Here is a 17,561-nt window from a genome sequence, read left to right on the forward strand (position 1 = left end):
ACGCGTTCGCGTGGTCCGGGCCGTCGTCGTATCCGGTCCGGTGGCCGGGCCGGACACCGCCCGGCCGCAGCTAGGGAACGGTCGCGACTCGAAGCGGACCGAACCGTGTCCGCATGCGCTCCGACCGCGCTACGTTGGAATCAGGGCGGAATGTTCGAGGTGGCCGGATGAACCCACAAAAGGGCAAGGTCCACAGCGAAGACGACCCCGCGGCGGACACGGCAGCGGGGGCGAATACCCAGCGCTACCAACCGATTCGCATCACGGACGAACTCGAGGCGATGGGCCTGTTCGACGCGCACGAGATCGGCCGGGGCGGCTTCGGCGTGGTGTATCGGTGCGCGCAGCGGGCGCTCGATCGCGTCGTCGCGGTGAAGGTGTTGTCCTCGGAGATCGACGAGGAGAGCCGCGAGCGATTCCTGCGCGAGGAGCATGCGATGGGCCGGCTGTCCGGCCATCCGAACATCGTCGACGTCCTGCAGGTCGACGTCACCCCGAGCGGGCTGCCGTTTCTCGTCATGCCCTACGCCACGCACGGCTCGCTGGAGCAGCTGATTCGCGATCACGGCCCGTTGAGCTGGTCGGATTCGCTGCGGGTCGGGGTGAAACTGGCCGGTGCGATCGAGAGCGCGCACCGCGTGCACGTCCTGCATCGCGATGTGAAACCGGCCAATGTGCTGTTGAGCCGCTACGGCGAACCGCAACTCACCGACTTCGGAATCGCCCGCATCCCGGGCGGTTTCCAAACCTCGACCAGCATGATCACCGGCTCGCCGGCCTTCACCGCGCCCGAGGTGCTCAAGGGTGAGGAGCCGACCGTCCGTTCCGACGTCTACGGGCTCGGCGCCACCCTGTTCGCGCTGCTCACCGGCCACGCCGCCTTCGAACGACGGTCCGGGGAGCGGGTGGTCGCGCAATTCCTGCGCATCACCACGCAACCCGTGCCCGACCTGCGGGAACAAGACATTCCCGCCGATGTGGCGAGCGTGATCGAGGCGGCCATGGCCCCGGACCCGGCCGACCGTCCGGCCTCGGCGCTCGCGTTCGGGCAGGCGTTGCAGGCGGTGCAGCGCGCCCATGGTGAAACTCCGGACGATATGGCGTTGCTGGATGGTGAGGCCACCGGCGCCGAGCGGGCCACGGCGGCCTATTCCGCGCTCCCGATCACCTCCCGCCGCAGCCGGGCGGTGCTCGGCCTGCCCGCGCTGCGCGCTCCCGGCGCACCGGCAGCGCCGTCCGCCGCGTTACCACCTACGGCAGCAACGAAATTCCGCCCCCCGACACCGACCCGCGAGCCGATTCCGCGACCGCGACTGCTGGATATCCTGCGGGCCGGCGGCCGTCGACGGCTAGCGGTGATCCACGGGCCGGCCGGTTTCGGCAAGAGTACGGTGGCGGCCCAGTGGCGCGCCGATCTCGGAACGCGCGACATTCCGGTCGCGTGGATCGGCGCCGACCGCGGCGACGACAACGAGGTCTGGTTGCTGGCCCATCTGATCCAGGCCATCCGCCGGGTGGTGCCCGATATCGGATCCGGGCTGGAAGAGGTGCTAGAGGAACGCCCGGCCGACGCCGTCGACTATGCCATCTCGACACTGATCGACGAGATTCACAACGGTGGCCGCACGATCGTGGTGGTGGTCGAGGATTGGGATCGGGTGACCGACGAGGGCGCGCATCGGGTGATGGACGCCCTGCTGGACAACGGATGTCATCATCTGCGATTCGTGATCACCACCCGGGAGCAGGCCGGACTGCCGCTGAGCCGGATGCGGGTGCGCGACGAGCTGGTCGAGATCGGCAGCGACGAGCTTCGGCTGACCCTGGCCGAGACCCGGCAGATCCTGGTGGAGCGCAACGGCTTCGATCTCACCGACGAACAGGTGGAACAGATCCACGCCGCCACCGACGGCTGGCCGGCGGCGATCCAGTTGGTGAGCCTGTCGCTGCGTGGCACCACGACGGGTGCGCCAGTGGATGCCGCGCGCCTGATTCCGCACCTGTCCGGCGGCAACCACGCGATCCGGGAGTACCTGGCCGAGAACGTGCTCGATGCGATCGACCCGCGGATGCTGGAATTCCTGATGTCGATTTCGGTGACGGAGAAGCTCAACGGCAGTCTGGCCGCCGCGCTGAGCGGTGAGCCGGATGCCGAACAGCTACTCGAACAGGCACAGCAGCGGGAACTGTTCGTGACGCGCGTCGAACACGATCCGGGATGGTTCCGCATCCAGCCGCTGTTCGCCGAACAGCTGCGCGCCCGGCTCGAACGCATTCACCCGGGGAAGCTGAAGTCGTTGCATCGCAGGGCGTCCCGCTGGTACGCCGAACATCAACAGCTGCGTAAATCGGTGGATCACGCGTTGGCCGCGACCGATCTGAAGCTGGCGGTGGATCTGGTCGAGAACGGCGGAATGGATCTGATCGACACCTCCAAACTGGCCACGCTGTTCGGCACGGTGTCGAAACTGCCGGTGCAACAGGTGACGTCGCGCTCCAAGCTGCTGATGACCCTGGCTCGGGCCAATATCAACCTGCAGCAGTCCAGCGCCGCGCGTACCGCGCTCGGACGTTTGTCGAGCATGCTCGCGCGCAGTTCCCCCTCCGATGCCGACGCCACTCGGCAGCGCTGCGAAGCGGCGGTCCTGTCCGCGGCGGATCTGGTCGCGCGCGACCGCACCGACGGGGTGCTGGAGAAGGTGCTGCCGTGTCTGGACCAGGCGGACGACCTCCCGCCGTGGACGGTCTCGACCGCGGCGAATCTGGTGTCGTTCGTGCGGCTGTGCGACTTCGACTTCGACGGCGCGGCGGCCATCCAGGACTGGGCCGCGCCCTACCACAGCCGGTCCAAGGACCCCCTCGGTGTGGTGCTGGGCCTGCTCAATACCGGCGCGGCGGCCTACGAACGGCTCGATATCGACACCGCGACAAGGTGTTTCGACAAGGCGAGGCAGATCGGCCGGGAGCGTTCGGGTCCGCATTCGCATGCGGTGCGGGTGTCCGCGGCACTGCTGGGCGAGCTGATGTATCGGCGCGGCGATCTGGCCGCGGCGGATCGGCTGCTCGAACAGAGCCTGCAACTTCCGGCCCGGGTCGGAGCGGTGGATTTCCTGATCACCACCGTCGTGGTCGGCGCACGGGTCAAGGCGGTACTGGGTGATATCGAGACCGCCCGGGCCCGCTTGGACGAGGGTGCGCGCCTGGCCGCCGAACGCAAACTGCCCCGGATGGCCGCGCATATCCGCGCCGAACGGCTGCGTCTCGGGCTGGCCGAACCACCGGCCGGTCCGGAGCCGGTGGTGCCGGTGCTGCGGCATTCCTCGGGCACGATCGCCCTGACCGCCGAGGCGGAGGAGGTCGCGGCGGTGCGGGCGCTGCTGGCACGGCACTATCGGGGCCTGGACAGTGCGAACGCGGCGGCCGAGGGAATCGAATCGGCGGTGAAGCGGGCCCGGGCCCTCTACGGCCGGATGGTCGAACAGCGCCGCCCCCGGGCAGAACTGGATGCCGCCCTGCTGCTGGTCGAATGCCTCTCGGTGGCCGGCTGGAACGGCGAGGCGATCACCACACTGCTTCCGGTGCTGGACCGCTGCTCTCGATTGGGTTGGACCAGGCCACTTCTCGATGCCGGGCCGGAGTTGAGTTATCTCCTGCAGTCGCTACGCGACGATGTGCTGCTGACGGGCGAGGGCACCGGATCCTTCGACATTCCGCGCCCCTTCCTGAATTCCTTGTTGCACTGAGTGCTTCGGTGGTCCGGAGACGGAACACCGGGACCGGATTCGCGGCGACGAATCCGATCCCGGCGTAGCGGTCGTTCGACTCAGGCCTTCCACCACGGGCGCAGCGGGACGTCCCAGGTCTGCTCCGGGCCGAGCTTCATGCCCAGCACCTGGTGCAGCTGAACGACGTTGCGCTGGAAGCCCAGTCGGCAACCGGCCATGTACAGGCCCCACACCTTCGCGGTGCCCTCGCCGACCTCTTCGACGCAAGCGTCCCAGTTGGCGACCAGGTTCTTGCACCATTCGTGCAGGGTCAGCGCATAGTGCGGACGCAGGTTCTCCTCGTGCAGCACCTCGAGCCCGACGTTCTGGATGTCGGTGATGATGCGGCCCGAACCGATCAGCTCACCGTCCGGGAAGACGTAGCGGTCGATGAAGTCGCCGGCCTTGGTGGTCCGGGTGTTGTCGGGCCGGGTGATGCAGTGGTTCAGGAACAGACCGCCGTCGCGCAGCTTGTTCTTGATGAAGGTGAAGTAGCTCGGGTAGTTGTGCACACCGATGTGTTCGGTCAGACCGATCGACGACAGTGCGTCGAAACCCGATTCCGGGATGTCGCGGTAGTCGCTGTGGCGCACCTCGGCCAGATCCTGCAGGCCCTCCTCGGCGATCTTCGCCTGCGCCCACTCGGCCTGTTCCTTCGACAGCGTCGCGCCGATGACCTTCACCCCACGGTGTGCGGCGTAGCGGACCATACCGCCCCAGCCGCAGCCGATATCGAGCAACCGGTCGCCGGCCTTCAGATTCAGCTTGTCGAAGACCAGGCGGTACTTGTTCTCCTGCGCCTGCTCCAGAGTCTGGCTCTCGTCCTCGTAGCAGGCACAGGTGTAGGTCATCGACGGCCCGAGGACCATCTCGTAGAACCGGTTCGACACGTCGTAGTGATGGTGGATCACCTCGGCGTCGCGGTTCTTCGAATGCCGCAGGCCCTCCAGCGCGATCCGGCGCCAGCGCGGCAGGGTTTCCTGCGGGGGCGGGGCGATCGGCTTGAGCGCATCCCAGCCGAGCGAGCGGGCGATGGTGACCAGGGCCAGCGCCGAGGGGCGCCGGAACTTCAGGTCGGTCATCGCCTTCAGGATGTCGTACGGATCGCCGGGGTGCACGCCTTCGGCAACCATGTCACCGGAGATGTAGGCCCGGGCCATCCCGAGATCGCCCGGCGCGGTGGCGATGTAGTTGATGCCGCGCGGATTGCGGATCTGCAGGCTGAATTTCGAATCGTCGGGTCCGGTGGCGCTGCCGTCGTAGGCGGAGAACCGGATCGGGACCTCGCCGTCGACGAGTGTCTCGAAGATCTCGGCAATGCTGAGTTTGGTCCCCAGCTCCGAGAACGGAGGTAGCTGAGAATCTTTGAATGTCGTCACTTGCGTTGCACCGCCTTCGAATACAAATCCAGCAAACGATGATCGGGGTCGTATCGTTTCTTCAGATTCGCGTAGACATCGCCCCCGTAGAGGCGCGCGAATTCGTCTTCTTCGTAGTAGGAATCCGAGTAGAGGGACTTGTGGCCGTCCAGGCGGGCGACCTGATCTTCGATGGCGCGGTTGGCCGCGCCCTCGCGTGCACCGGGTGTGGTCGGCACCGCCGACCAGAAGCCGACGTTGACGTAGGTGCGCTCCGGCTCCAGCGGGTACAGCGGCCACGGGCGCGCTGGGTCCACCACTGCCGGAGCGCGTCCGCCGTCGGGCGTTTTCCCGTTGTCCCGCAGCCGTAGTGGGCACAGCCACAACGGCTCGATCGGAATTTCCTCCAGGAACCAGTGCAGGAAGTCGGCGGTCCGCTCGATCGGCACCTCGATGTCCTGCACCACCCGCTCCCGGGGCGGATTGCCCTTGCGCGCCTCGAGCTTGTCGCCGATGTCGTATTTGTGGTCCAGCGCGATGAGCTTCCAATAGAAGCTGGATCGGCGATACCGCTTCGGCCAGAATCGGCGGATCTTCGGATTCTGCGTGCCGAATGCGCGTGAGCACCAGAACCAGTCGGTGTCCCAGCGCCACAGGTAGTCGTGAATGGTCAACCGATCACGCTTCGGGCGGGCGCCGTCGTGCCGAATGGACTGGTAGTAGATGTCCATGCCGGTGTAATCGCTGACCGGGCCCGGCTCGTCGGTCTGCCGGCCGAGCACCAGATAGCTTTCGTCGGCGGTGAACACCACGCCGTCGAGATAATCCACCGGCTCACCGTCGTAACTGCGCTCGATGACGATCCGCGCCATCACGGCCTCGAGTTCGCGCAGATCGTGGAAACGGACATGGCGCAGCGCCACATACGGTTGCACCGATTCCAGCTCGATTTTCAGGCGCGTCGAATAGCCCAGCGTGCCATAGGAATTCGGAAAACCCCGGAAAAGGTCGGCACAGTCGCCCTCGGGCCCGGCGGTGAGGATTTCGCCCGAGCCCGTCAGCACGTCGATTTCGAGTACCGACTCGTGCGGCAGGCCGTTGCGGAACGAGGTCGACTCGATGCCGAGACCGGTGACCGCGCCGCCCAGGGTGATGGTCTTCAGCTGCGGTACCACCAGCGGGGCGAGGCCGTAGGGCAGCGTCGCGGCGACCAGATCCTCATAGGTGGTCATTCCGGCGACATCCGCGGTCTTCGCCTGGGGATCGACGGCGATCACCCGGGTCAGGCCGGAAACATCCAGTCCGGGTGCGGGGTTCTTCGCCCGGGCGCGAAATAAGTTCGACGTCTTCTTCGCCAACCGCACGTTGGCGTCGGAAGGAATCGCACGATAGCTGGCGAGCAGACGCTCGACACCTTCTCGATGCGCGGCAAAACCTGATTCGCGTGCGGCCGGCGCGCGGCCGGCCTTCCCCAACAGACTCACTGCCACCCCCTGACGCTATCGCTCCGGGTTTCGCCCGGCCACCGCGAGGGTACCTATCGCGGCGATTCTTCACGCATATGTTGCATTGCGTTCGAAGATCGCGTCCCTCTCTCGCACACCGATATAGGTCCTGCTCGCGGACATATTTCCGGTCGGAATCGTAGGCGTGGCGCGGTGCTGCGCGGATGTGACGAACCAGTCGAAAATCGCCGCTTCCGCCGGAACCGGCGTTCCGCTTGTGCTGTCCGGTGGTGTGTCGCGCGGACCCGCGAGAGGCGCGTCGGCCGATCCGAATCCGGACCGGACTCGGCGTAGCATGAGCCGGCAGAACGGCCCGACCATCCGAACCCGGATCGAACTAGGAGCTCATTGTGGGACAGGTCAGTGCATCCAGCTCGACCGTCGTCGCTGCGGAACCGCAGCGCGTGCTGGAAGCGATCGCGGACTATCAGGACGTGCGGCCGCGCATCCTCACCGCGCACTACCACGACTACAAGGTGCTCGAGGGCGGCAAGGGCGCCGGGACCGTCGCCGAATGGACACTGCAGGCCACGCAGAAGCGCTCCCGCAATGTCCACGCCGTCGTCACCGTCTCCGATTCCATGGTGACCGAACGGGATTCGAACTCGACCATGGTCACCACCTGGACGGTGACTCCGTCCGGTGAGGGCTCACAGGTGACGATCCGCACCACCTGGAAGGGCGCCGGCGGTGTGGCCGGCTTCTTCGAAGGGATCTTCGCGCCGCTCGGCCTGAAGAAGATTCAGGCCGAGGTGCTGGAGAACCTGAAGCGCGAGCTGTAGGTCCGCCGTCCTCGCGGAGCTACTGCGGCGGAGCGGCTCTCAGTGCTGGTCCGCGAGGTCGAAGAGGTTGCCCTCGGGGTCGGCCAGGGTCACCCAGCGGACCCCGTACTCGTCGAAATCGCCGATGTGCTCGGCGCCCAATGACACCGCCCGGTCGATTCGGGCGCGCCAATCGGTCGCGCTCAGATCGAGGTGGACCACATTCTTGCCCGGGTTCTTGTCCGGGACCTGAATGAACATCAGGGCCGGGCCGTCTCCGCCCTGCCGGCCGATCGAGGCGAAGTACTCGTTGGCCTCCGGGTCCACCGGGCGCTCCAGCAACTGCGCGTAGAAATTCGCCAGTGCCGCGGCGTCCTTGCAGTCGAAGGTGACCGCGGACAGCGTGATCGACATGAAATGTCCTTTCCTCGTGGGTATTTCGTGAGTGATAGGGCTCGGTGCGGTCAGGCCGATTCGATCGGCCAGCAGACCTCGGTGCGGTAGGTGCCGGGATCGGCGGCCTCCGAGGGGCCCACCACGTAGATCTCCCGGATCGGCTCCGCCAGCGCGACATCGTGTTCGGCCACATGGGAACCCAGCGCGCCGTAGGTCCGGTCGAAATCGGTGAACGGGCCGGCGTGTACCGCAATCGCGAAGCGGCGCTGTGGAAATCGCCGGATCCGCGCATCGGCGTGTGCGGTCAGGGCGGCAGTCGAGTCCACCGCCACCGGGGCGAACGCCACCACCTCACCGACCTCGTTCTCGAAGAAGTCGGCCGAATAGGTCGCCCCGCTCGGGCCGGTCGGCGCCACTCCGGCGTTCGCCAGCAGCTCGTCCAGGCGTGGGAAGACTGCTCCGCACCACTGGCCGATCTCCGTGCGGGACACCAGCGCACGCACCGTCAGGGCGGTGAACTCCGGAATCACGCGATACTGCACGTCGATCGGGGACCGCGGGGACAACAGCGCCCGCAGCGAGGCCACCACATCGCGGGTCCGCAGCAACTCCGCCTCCATCCGCTCCAGATGCGCCGCCAGGGCGGCGTCCCGAGCGGCGCGATCCGGCGCGGCCAGCACCGCGCGGATCTCCGGCATCGGCATATCCAGATCGCGCAACCGCCGGATCAGATGGGCCTGCTCCACCTGTGTCGTGGAGTAACGCCGATACCCCGAAACCGGATCGACCGATGCCGGCTCGAGCAGCTCGATCTCGTGGTAGTAGCGCAGCGTTTTCACACTGAGATAGGTGAGCCGGGAGAACTCCCCGATGGAGACTGTCGCCGTCATGCCTACAGCACACACCCTCCAGCGAGGGGAGAGTCAATACTGTTGGCCCTCCGCTTCGCGTCGGCGCTACTGCTCGGTGAGGGCGAACGTGAGTAGTGGGGTGGTCTGGAAATAGCCGCGCCACCACGAATAACCGAACCAGACGCCGGGAGTGATCTGGCGGATCTCGTCCAGGATCTGGGGGGTGATCGAGGGGGCGTAATCCAACAGCCAGGCCGGTTGGCCGTCGATGCGCGACGGGCCGGAATAGACGTTGGCGGGGAAGCCTTCGATGCCGGCGGCGGTGATGCGGTTGGTCAGCGTGCCGCCGTCGGGCCCGGTTGTGAAGATCTTGCCGATCCAGAACGGTGGGGCGACCGCCTCCATGATGGGCGGGCTGGTCACCCAGCCGTTGGTGACCCCGTGCGGGACGTCACCGCGCTGCCCCGCGCGGTAGATCGCGTACTGCTGCTCCACCGAACAGTGGTTGTGCAGCGCATCGACCGTCGCCGCCGGATTGTCGGTGTAGAGCACACATCCGCCGCCGTAATCCTGGTCGGCCGCGGCGGTCGGGGCCCACACCGCGGGGACGATGCCCAGGACCGCGGTCGCGGCGACCGCCGCCAGCGCCGAAAGCCGTCGCCGGCGTGCCCGGGCAGCCGAATGCCCCGATGCGTCAGTGTGTTGATCTCGCTTGCGATACATGGCCGGCCTCCACCGGATGTTCCCGACCCTGTGTCCGTCCCCGACCCCGGTATCAGATGGTAGATGGCCGCACCCGGGCCGGTATCGGCCGCTACCCGATCGTGACTAGGCTGGTGCGCATCCGCATCCCGCAGAGAGGACATCCCGTGGAGCCTGGTGGACAGCTCGATATGCAGGCACTGCTCGCCCAGGCGCAGCAGATGCAGCAGGCGGTGATGGCCGCGCAGGCCGAAATCGCCGCGACCGACGTGGCGGGTGAGGCCGGCGGCGGTTTGGTGAAGGTGACCATCAAGGCCACCGGTGAGGTGCAGTCGCTGCAGATCGACCCGAAGGTCGTCGATCCGGACGATGTGGAGACGCTGCAGGATCTGATCGTCGGCGCGGTCAACAACGCGATGGCCAATGCCCAGCAGCTGGCCGCCGAGAAGCTCGGCCCGCTGGCCGGCGGTATGGGTGGTGGCGGTGCCATGCCCGGCCTGCCGTTCTGAGTCTCGGTAGGACGCATCCGTGTACGAGGGTCCGGTTCAGGATCTGATCGACGAACTGGGCAAACTGCCCGGGGTCGGTCCCAAGAGCGCGCAGCGCATCGCCTTCCATCTGCTGTCGGTGGAACCGCCGGAGATCGATCGGTTGCAATCGGCCTTGCAGAAGGTGCGCGACGGCGTGCGGTTCTGCGCGGTCTGCGGCACCGTCTCCGACGGCGAATTGTGCCGCATCTGCGCCGACCCGCGCCGCGACCGCACCATGATCTGCGTGGTCGAGGAGCCCAAGGATGTGCAGGCCATCGAGCGCACCCGCGAGTTCCGCGGCCGCTACCACGTCCTCGGCGGCGCGCTGGATCCGCTCTCCGGCGTCGGTCCGGATCAGCTGCGTATTCGGGAGCTGTTGGGGCGCATCGGGAATCAGGAGGACGGCGTCGACGTCACCGAGGTGATCATCGCCACCGATCCGAACACCGAGGGTGAGGCGACGGCCACGTATCTGGTCCGGATGCTGCGCGATTTCCCGGGGCTGTCGGTGACCCGGTTGGCCTCCGGATTGCCGATGGGTGGCGATCTGGAATTCGCCGACGAATTGACTCTCGGCCGGGCCTTGTCGGGACGGCGGACGCTCTAGGTTTCGGCCGATCGGCGCCGCGCACACCCGGGTCGGCTCCCGTTCAGAAACTCACGGCCTCCCAGGCGAGGGCGTCCAGCCGGCTCCGGTCGCCGACGGTCCAATCCCAGATCAGCGCGGCCACCTGCGTACCGTCCTCCAGCTGCACACCGAAATGGCGGTCCGGTCCGCCGTCGCGGTATTCGAGGGTGAACAGGCCGGGTTCGTCACGGTAGGTCTGGATGTAGACGTGATCGGAGCGCTCCACGATCAGGTACGGATTCGGTTCGGCGAGCTCCGGAATCCACTGGTGGGCGAGTTTCTCGGTGAGATAGGGGAATTCACCCGCACCGCCGTGGGTGACGGTGACATCGACCCGGCCGGTCGGATCGATCAGCCAGTCCAGCTGCGGATCGTAGAGCGCGTAGTCGCGCGGCGTCGCCAGCTCGAACAGCAGCGATCGCACGTGGCCGATCGCGTCGTAGGGGGCCGCGACGTACAGCGCGGCGCCGGCCTCGTCGCCGCCGGCCGGGACACTCAGGAACCCGTCCGCTTCGGGCAGCGCGTCGTTACGCCGGTTGAGCTCGGCCGCCATCGCCGCCACGACGTCGGTTTCGGGCTGTCCCTGCTGCCCGGCGAGGTAGGTCTCGACGGCGTCGGCCGAGGTGGCGGCGCCGACCGGAAGCAGGACGTGGTCGTAACTCATTCGGCCAGGCTACGTGGTGGTGTGGCGAGGCTCCTTTCCTCGCCTCCGCGGCGACCTGTAAACTGGCCGACATCATGCAGCGGGCACTCCTCCTCGGCCGCCGCGACGGGGTCTGAATCGGACCGGCTCCCGTCGCGGGGTTCAGCTGTGCCGGTCGACCCACATACTTGGGACACCCACCCACACCCTCGGAGAAACGCCATGTCACCCGCTGACGCCTTCGTATCCGGTACGCGCACCATCACCGCGCCGTCCAAACCCGCGCCCGCCGATCAGCCCGCGTGGAACAAGCAGAAGAACTCCTCGATGCCGACGTTCCGGTACCGGCCGTTCGACGAGGAGGTCCCGGGCGGCAGCCCGGCATTCGGCGCTGCGCCGAGTCCTTTCGACCGCACCTGGCCGGACCGGGTGGTGGACCGGGCTCCCGGTTGGTGCGCGGTCGATCTGCGCGACGGCAACCAGGCCCTGATCGACCCGATGAGCCCGGCCCGCAAGCGCCGCATGTTCGATCTGCTGGTGCGGATGGGTTACAAGGAGATCGAGGTCGGCTTCCCCTCGGCGAGCCAGACCGACTACGACTTCGTCCGCGAGATCATCGAGGACGGCGCGATCCCGGACGACGTCACCATCCAGGTGCTGACCCAGTGCCGCCCCGAACTGATCGAGCGCACCTTCGAGGCCTGCCAGGGCGCCGCGAATGTGATCGTCCATTTCTACAACTCCACCTCGATCCTGCAGCGACGCGTGGTGTTCCGCGCCGACCGCGACGCGGTGAAGAAGATCGCGACCGACGCCGCGAAGCTGTGCCTGGAGATCGAGCAGCGCTACCCGGACACCAACTGGCGTTACGAGTACAGCCCGGAGTCCTACACCGGCACCGAACTGGAGTACGCCCGCGAGGTGTGCGACGCGGTCTCCGAGATCATCGCGCCGACCCCGGACAAGCCGCTGATCATCAACCTGCCCGCGACGGTCGAGATGGCGACGCCGAACGTGTACGCCGATTCCATCGAGTGGATGAGCCGCAACCTGGCCCGCCGCGAGTCGATCGTGCTGTCGCTGCACCCGCACAACGACCGCGGTACCGCGGTGGCGGCCGCCGAACTGGGCTATCAGGCCGGCGCCGACCGCATCGAGGGCTGCCTGTTCGGCAACGGTGAGCGGACCGGCAACGTCTGCCTGGTCACCCTGGGGATGAACCTGTTCTCCCGTGGAGTGGATCCGCAGATCGACTTCTCCGATATCGACGAGATCCGCCGCACGGTCGAATACTGCAACCAGCTGCCGGTGCACGAGCGGCACCCGTACGGCGGCGACCTGGTCTACACCGCGTTCTCCGGTAGCCATCAGGACGCGATCAACAAGGGGCTGGACGCCATGAAGGCCGCCGCGGATGCCGCCGGCGCCGACGTCGACGACATCGTGTGGGAGGTTCCGTACCTGCCGATCGACCCCAAGGACGTGGGCCGCACCTACGAGGCCGTGATCCGGGTGAACTCGCAGTCGGGCAAGGGCGGCGTCGCCTACATCATGAAGACCGACCACGGTCTGGTGCTGCCGCGCCGACTGCAGATCGAGTTCTCGCAGGCGATCCAGAAGATCACCGACGGGGAGGGCGGCGAGGTCACTCCGAAGGAGATGTGGGACGTCTTCGCCGAGGAGTATCTGAACCCGATCCTGCCGCTGGAGCGCATCCGGCAGAAGGTGACCGCGGCCGAAACCGATTCCGGTACCGACACCGTCACGGCGGTGGTGAAGGTCGACGGTGTCGAGCAGGAGATCGTCGGCTCCGGTAACGGTCCGGTGGCGTCGTTCGTGGACGCGCTGGCGACGATCGGTTACGACGTGCGGGTGCTGGACTACTCCGAACACGCGATGTCCTCGGGCGACGACGCACAGGCCGCCGCCTATGTCGAATGCGCCATCGGGGACAAGGTCACCTGGGGCGTGGGTATCGCCACCTCGATCACCACCGCCTCGCTGCGCGCGGTGGTGTCGGCGGTGAACCGCGCCCTGCGCGCGCGCTGATCGATCCTGCGCGCGCTGAACGATCCTGCACTCCAGCTGATCGCACCGGCGCCCGCGCAGCCCGCGCCCGTCAGCCCGCTCGACAACAGCGACCGCCCACCGCCGGGAAGGCGGTGGGCGGTGTGCTGCGACAACGGGTCCGGTACGGGGTGCGTGCGGAGATTCACCGGGAGACCCGCATTCGGCCAGCGTGCTAGCGTTGTGGCGCATTGGCCGCGAGCTCTCTGCTCGAACTCTGTCGAGCAGATGGGGGAAACGTGACGACTAACGACAACTCCACTTCACCGCCGTGGTTGCATGGGCAGGGAACGGGCGAAACAGCTGCCGAACAGGACAATCCGATCTCGCTGCCGTCGCAGGACGATTCAGATGCGGAGCCGGAGGTGACGGCCGGGCCGAAGGCCGAGGCCGAACCGAACGGCGCCGAGGCCGAGGAGGCCGCCGAGTTCGAGCACGCCGCATCGGGAATCATCCCGCCGGTGCCCGACAGCATCGAGCAGACCGTCTTCGCCTCCGGTCCGCAATTCGGGCCCGAGGGCGGGCCGTTCACCCCGCCCGATCAGGGTGGGTTCGCGCCGTCCGGCCCCTTCGCGCCGCCGGGAAGTGGGCCGTACCCGCCGAATCCGGGTTTCGCTCCGCCGGGCGCCTTCCCGATGAACGACCATTCCGGGCCGTTCGCCCCGCCTGGTGATCCGAACGGCTTCCCCCCGCCGTGGGCGGGCCCGGGGCCCGACGGGTTCGCACCGCCCAACGGATTCCCCGGTGAGCAGGGCGGTTTCGGAGCGCCCGGCCATCCCGACGAGCAGGGGGGTTTCCCGCCCCCGGGCCGGCCGGGCGATCCGGCCGGTTTCGCGCCCCCGGCGAATCAGGGCGAGCAGAACGGTTACCCGCCGCCCGGCAACCCGGGCGATCAGGGCTTTCCGCCACCCGGAAATCCCGGTGAGGCAGGTGGTTTCGCACCCGGTGGTTTCCCGGGTGAGCAGGGTGGTTTCCCGCCGCCCGGCAATCCGGGTGAGCAGGGTGGTTACGCGCCGCCCGGGAACCCTGGTGAGCAGGGCGGTTTCGCCCCACCGGGCAACAACCCCGGTGGGCACGGTGGCTTCCCGCAGGGACCCGGTGAGCCGAATGAGTTCTCCGGCTACGGCGAGGTCCGTCAGGAGACGCCCTACGGTGAGATCCGGCAGGAGATCGGCTCCGACGGCATGGTCCGCCGCGTCTTCGACGAGCGGCAGGGCCCGCCGCCGGCGCCCGAACAGCAGGCCGGTGAGTCCGAGGCCGGTGGCCCCATCTTCAGCTGGGCGCCACCGCTGCTGCCATCGAATCAGCCGCCGCAGCCGCCGGCCCAGGCCCAGCAGCAACCGCCGCAGCAGGGCGGTTGGCAGGGCGGTCCGGGACCGCAGCAGGGCTATCAGCCGCAACCGCAGCAGCCGTCGTTCCAGCCGCAAAATATGGCGCAGCCGGGACCGCCCGGAAGCTCCGTCAACGACCTCAACCTGCTCAAGCGGGCGCGCCGTTCCCCGCGTAGCGGCTGGCGCCGGGCGGTGCACAAGGTCACCGGTGGCGCCATCAACCCGGGCGAGTCGTCGGCCGATCTGATCTACCGCGAACTGGTGGATCGGGTGAATCAGCCGGTGCGCGGCGACTATCGGATCGCGATCCTGTCGCTCAAGGGCGGCGTCGGAAAGACCACGACCACAGTCGGTTTGGGCTCTACCTTCGCCTCGCTGCGCGGCGACCGCGTCATCGCCATCGACGCCAACCCCGACCTCGGCACCCTGGCGCATCGGGTTCCGCGGCAAACCCGCTCAACGGTGCGCAATCTGCTCGAGGATCAGCACATCAGCCGGTATTCGGATGTGCGGGCACATACCTCGCAGGCGCCGAGCCGTCTGGAAGTTCTTGCCAGCGAACAGGATCCGGCGGTGTCGGAGGCCTTCAGTGAGGCCGATTACCGGCGCGCGATCGGCATTCTGCAGCAGTTCTACAACATCATCCTCACCGACTGCGGCACCGGACTGATGCACTCGGCGATGGCCGGTGTACTGGATATGGCGAGTTCGCTGATCCTGGTCACCTCGCCGGCGATCGACGGCGCCCGCAGTGCCTCGGCCACCCTGGACTGGCTGGAGCATCACGGCTACAGCAAACTGGTGGAGCGAACCGTGGTGGTGGTCAACGCCTCTCGCCGCGGCGCGTCGACGGTCGATCTGGACCAGTTGCGCAAACTGTTCCTCGACCGCACCCGGGCGGTACAGGTGGTGCCGTTCGACGATCACCTGGCCGAGGGCGCGGAGATCGACCTGGAGTTGGTCAGCAAGCCGACCCGACGGGCGCTGCTGGAGTTGGCCGCGATGGTCGCCGACGATTTCGGGTATCACGTCCCGCAGCCGCCGTTCCCGGGGCCGCAGACGCAATATCCGGGATCGCAGCCGCAGTACCCCGGACCGCAGGGGCCGTATCCGGGACCGCAGGGGTACTGATTTCCGGCGGATTTCCGGTGCCGCCGAATTGTGGCCCGGCCGGATTGTTACCCCGATCGATCCGGGACCGCCCCGCACCGCATACAGTTACCCGCGGTGTGGAGGTCGGCGATAGATGGCAGAACAATACGGAGCCGTCTCGCGAAGGACGGTACTTCGCGGGGCGGTCGGCGCGAGTGTGCTCACCGCGGGTGCGATGCTGCGCCCGATTCGTGCGAATGCTGATCCCGGTCGGCGGGTCGCGATTTTCGGCGGTGGTGTCGCGGGCCTGACCGCGGCACACGAATTGGCCGAACGCAGATTCGACGTCACGGTATACGAGCGTCGCGCGCTCGGCGGTAAGGCCCGCAGCATTCCGGTCGCGGGCAGCGGTCGCGGCGGCCGGCCGGACCTGCCGGGCGAGCACGGTTTCCGCTTCTTCCCGGGCTTTTATCACCATATTCCCGACACCATGCGGCGCATTCCCTTCGCGGGTAATGCCAACGGCGTCTGGGACAATCTGGTGCCCGCCGCGGAGGCGCGTTTCTCCCGCGCCGGGTCGGACGACACCATCGTGCCGATGGGCCGGGCCGGCAAACCGTGGGCCACGCCGGACGATTTCCGGCAGACCGTCGCTTCGGTGATCTCCACCTCGATGAAGATGCCGATGACCGACGCGGCCTATTTCGCCAATCGCCTGCTGGTTTTCAACACCAGTTGTGACGAGCGCCGATTCGGTCAGTGGGAGAAACTGGCCTGGCGTGACTTCGTCGGCGCGCGCGGCCGGTCTCAGGAATTCCGCATGTTGATGTCGCGGACGCTGACGACCCTGTTGGTCGCGGCCAAGGACGATCACGCCAGCACTCGCACGATCGGCGCGATGGGCGAGCAGTTCCTGGGCAATCCGCTGGAGACGGGTAACGACGGCCCACTGGACCGGTTGCTGAACGGCCCGACCAACGAGGCGTGGATCGACCCCTGGGTGGCGCATCTGCGCGGCCTGGGAGTGCGGTTCGAAACTGCCGAGCTACGCGGTCTGGACGTGCGTGATCGACGCATTTCCGGTGCCCGGGTGGCGGGTGGCAGCGGCGATCGTGCGGTCGACGCCGACTACTTCGTTCTCGCCGTCCCGGTCGAGGTGGCGCGCACCTTGTGGACGCCGGAAATTCTGGCCCTACAGCCGGAATTGGCCGCCATGAACGGCCTGGTGGTGAATTGGATGAGCGGTATCCAGTTCTATCTGCGCCGTCCCACGGAAATCGCGCGTGGCCATACCGCGTATGTGGATTCGCCGTGGTCGTTGACCTCCATCGCGCAGAATCAGTTCTGGTCGCGCACGAAGTTTTCCGATCTGGGCGACGGTTCGGTCCGGGATTGTCTGTCGGTGGACATCTCGGATTGGAATACTCCCGGCATCCTGTACGGCAAGCCGGCGATCGAATGCACGCACGACGAGATCGCCCGCGAGGTGTGGGCGCAGCTGCGGAGACATCTCGAAGGCCGTGCGGCACTGGAGGATTCGGATCTGGTGTCGTGGTTCCTGGATACCGGGGTGAGCTGGGATGCCGCCCAACGCCGCAACACCAATGCCGATCCGCTGCTGATCAATACCGCCGGTTCGTGGGCCGCGCGCCCGAATGTGCACGGCGCCATCGAAAATCTGTTTCTGGCAGGCGATTACGTACGGACGAATATCGACCTGGCGACGATGGAGGGAGCGTGCGAGGCCGCGCGCACCGCGGTGAACGCGCTGCTGGACGTGGCAGGTTCCGCTGCCGACCGCTGCCGGCTGTTCCAGCTGTACCGGGCTCCCCAGCTGGAGCCGCTGCGTCAACTCGACATCGCGCGTTACGCCGCCGGTCAGCCGAACATGTTCGACGTGCCGATGTAGGCCGCCGCACCCGGGTGAAATTCG

The 17,561-nt window shown here is 67.3% G+C and carries 13 protein-coding genes; 7 read left to right on the top strand and 6 right to left on the bottom strand.

Going from position 1 to position 17,561, the window contains the following annotated elements; genetic code table 11:
• The first annotated feature begins 167 nt into the window (after positions 1-167).
• A complete protein-coding gene (locus ON37_RS01275; protein WP_040715541.1) occupies positions 168-3,743 on the top strand; it encodes a serine/threonine-protein kinase in 3,576 nt (1,191 codons plus the stop codon).
• Positions 3,744-3,823: 80 nt separating this feature from the next.
• Here ON37_RS01275 and ON37_RS01280 read toward each other — a convergent pair whose 3' ends face one another.
• Complete coding sequence (locus ON37_RS01280; RefSeq protein WP_040715542.1) at positions 3,824-5,143, bottom strand: class I SAM-dependent methyltransferase; 1,320 nt, start codon at positions 5,141-5,143, stop codon at positions 3,824-3,826.
• The gene (locus tag ON37_RS01285; RefSeq protein ID WP_051031029.1) at positions 5,140-6,606 is read right to left on the bottom strand and encodes an FAD-binding oxidoreductase; all 1,467 of its coding nucleotides are present in this window, start codon (positions 6,604-6,606) and stop codon (positions 5,140-5,142) included. The genes ON37_RS01280 and ON37_RS01285 overlap by 4 nt, the downstream gene beginning before the upstream one ends.
• A 371-nt stretch (positions 6,607-6,977) precedes the next feature.
• Here ON37_RS01285 and ON37_RS01295 point away from each other — a divergent pair, with 371 nt between their 5' ends.
• Positions 6,978-7,409: an SRPBCC family protein gene (locus ON37_RS01295; protein ID WP_040715544.1), complete on the top strand. Its 432-nt coding sequence runs from the start codon at positions 6,978-6,980 to the stop codon at positions 7,407-7,409.
• A 39-nt stretch (positions 7,410-7,448) separates the two neighbouring features.
• On the opposite strand, the gene ON37_RS01300 is transcribed toward ON37_RS01295, so the two are convergent.
• The 3 genes from ON37_RS01300 to ON37_RS01310 all read right to left on the bottom strand — a co-directional run bounded on the left by ON37_RS01300 (position 7,449) and on the right by ON37_RS01310 (position 9,358).
• Positions 7,449-7,802 carry a VOC family protein gene (locus tag ON37_RS01300; protein WP_040715545.1) on the bottom strand — a complete coding sequence of 118 codons (354 nt, stop codon included), beginning with the start codon at positions 7,800-7,802 and terminating at the stop codon, positions 7,449-7,451.
• A gap of 50 nt (positions 7,803-7,852) precedes the next feature.
• The gene (locus ON37_RS01305) at positions 7,853-8,674 is read right to left on the bottom strand and encodes a MerR family transcriptional regulator (RefSeq protein ID WP_040715546.1); all 822 of its coding nucleotides are present in this window, start codon (positions 8,672-8,674) and stop codon (positions 7,853-7,855) included.
• Between the two features lie 66 nt (positions 8,675-8,740).
• A complete protein-coding gene (locus ON37_RS01310; protein WP_083892628.1) occupies positions 8,741-9,358 on the bottom strand; it encodes a hypothetical protein in 618 nt (205 codons plus the stop codon).
• 146 nt (positions 9,359-9,504) lie between these two features.
• Here ON37_RS01310 and ON37_RS01315 point away from each other — a divergent pair, with 146 nt between their 5' ends.
• Positions 9,505-9,846, top strand: coding sequence for a YbaB/EbfC family nucleoid-associated protein (locus tag ON37_RS01315; RefSeq protein ID WP_083892641.1), 342 nt, complete (start codon positions 9,505-9,507; stop codon positions 9,844-9,846).
• A 19-nt stretch (positions 9,847-9,865) separates the two neighbouring features.
• The gene (gene recR / locus ON37_RS01320) at positions 9,866-10,474 is read left to right on the top strand and encodes a recombination mediator RecR (protein ID WP_040715549.1); all 609 of its coding nucleotides are present in this window, start codon (positions 9,866-9,868) and stop codon (positions 10,472-10,474) included.
• A gap of 43 nt (positions 10,475-10,517) precedes the next feature.
• Here recR and ON37_RS01325 read toward each other — a convergent pair whose 3' ends face one another.
• Positions 10,518-11,159, bottom strand: coding sequence for a hypothetical protein (locus ON37_RS01325; RefSeq protein ID WP_040715550.1), 642 nt, complete (start codon positions 11,157-11,159; stop codon positions 10,518-10,520).
• A gap of 201 nt (positions 11,160-11,360) precedes the next feature.
• Here ON37_RS01325 and leuA point away from each other — a divergent pair, with 201 nt between their 5' ends.
• From leuA to ON37_RS01345, 3 genes are all read left to right on the top strand, one after another.
• Positions 11,361-13,187: a 2-isopropylmalate synthase gene (gene leuA, locus ON37_RS01330; protein WP_040715552.1), complete on the top strand. Its 1,827-nt coding sequence runs from the start codon at positions 11,361-11,363 to the stop codon at positions 13,185-13,187.
• A gap of 257 nt (positions 13,188-13,444) precedes the next feature.
• Positions 13,445-15,667, top strand: a complete 2,223-nt coding sequence (locus tag ON37_RS01340) for a MinD/ParA family ATP-binding protein (protein WP_245552923.1) — start codon at positions 13,445-13,447, stop codon at positions 15,665-15,667.
• Between the two features lie 115 nt (positions 15,668-15,782).
• Complete coding sequence (locus ON37_RS01345; protein WP_040715553.1) at positions 15,783-17,537, top strand: hydroxysqualene dehydroxylase; 1,755 nt, start codon at positions 15,783-15,785, stop codon at positions 17,535-17,537.
• Positions 17,538-17,561 lie beyond the last annotated feature (24 nt).

Source organism: Nocardia veterana NBRC 100344, assembly GCF_000308855.1.
Lineage (GTDB): Bacteria > Actinomycetota > Actinomycetes > Mycobacteriales > Mycobacteriaceae > Nocardia > Nocardia veterana.

What these genes read in the sequence shown, in the direction of transcription:
- ON37_RS01275 (WP_040715541.1), top strand. Translation starts at nt 168, where the DNA reads ATGAACCCACAAAAGGGCAAGGTCCACAGCGAAGACGACCCCGCGGCG.
- ON37_RS01300 (WP_040715545.1), bottom strand. Translation starts at nt 7,802, where the DNA reads ATGTCGATCACGCTGTCCGCGGTCACCTTCGACTGCAAGGACGCCGCG.
- ON37_RS01305 (WP_040715546.1), bottom strand. Translation starts at nt 8,674, where the DNA reads ATGACGGCGACAGTCTCCATCGGGGAGTTCTCCCGGCTCACCTATCTC.
- ON37_RS01310 (WP_083892628.1), bottom strand. Translation starts at nt 9,358, where the DNA reads ATGTATCGCAAGCGAGATCAACACACTGACGCATCGGGGCATTCGGCT.
- ON37_RS01325 (WP_040715550.1), bottom strand. Translation starts at nt 11,159, where the DNA reads ATGAGTTACGACCACGTCCTGCTTCCGGTCGGCGCCGCCACCTCGGCC.
- leuA (WP_040715552.1), top strand. Translation starts at nt 11,361, where the DNA reads ATGTCACCCGCTGACGCCTTCGTATCCGGTACGCGCACCATCACCGCG.
- ON37_RS01345 (WP_040715553.1), top strand. Translation starts at nt 15,783, where the DNA reads ATGGCAGAACAATACGGAGCCGTCTCGCGAAGGACGGTACTTCGCGGG.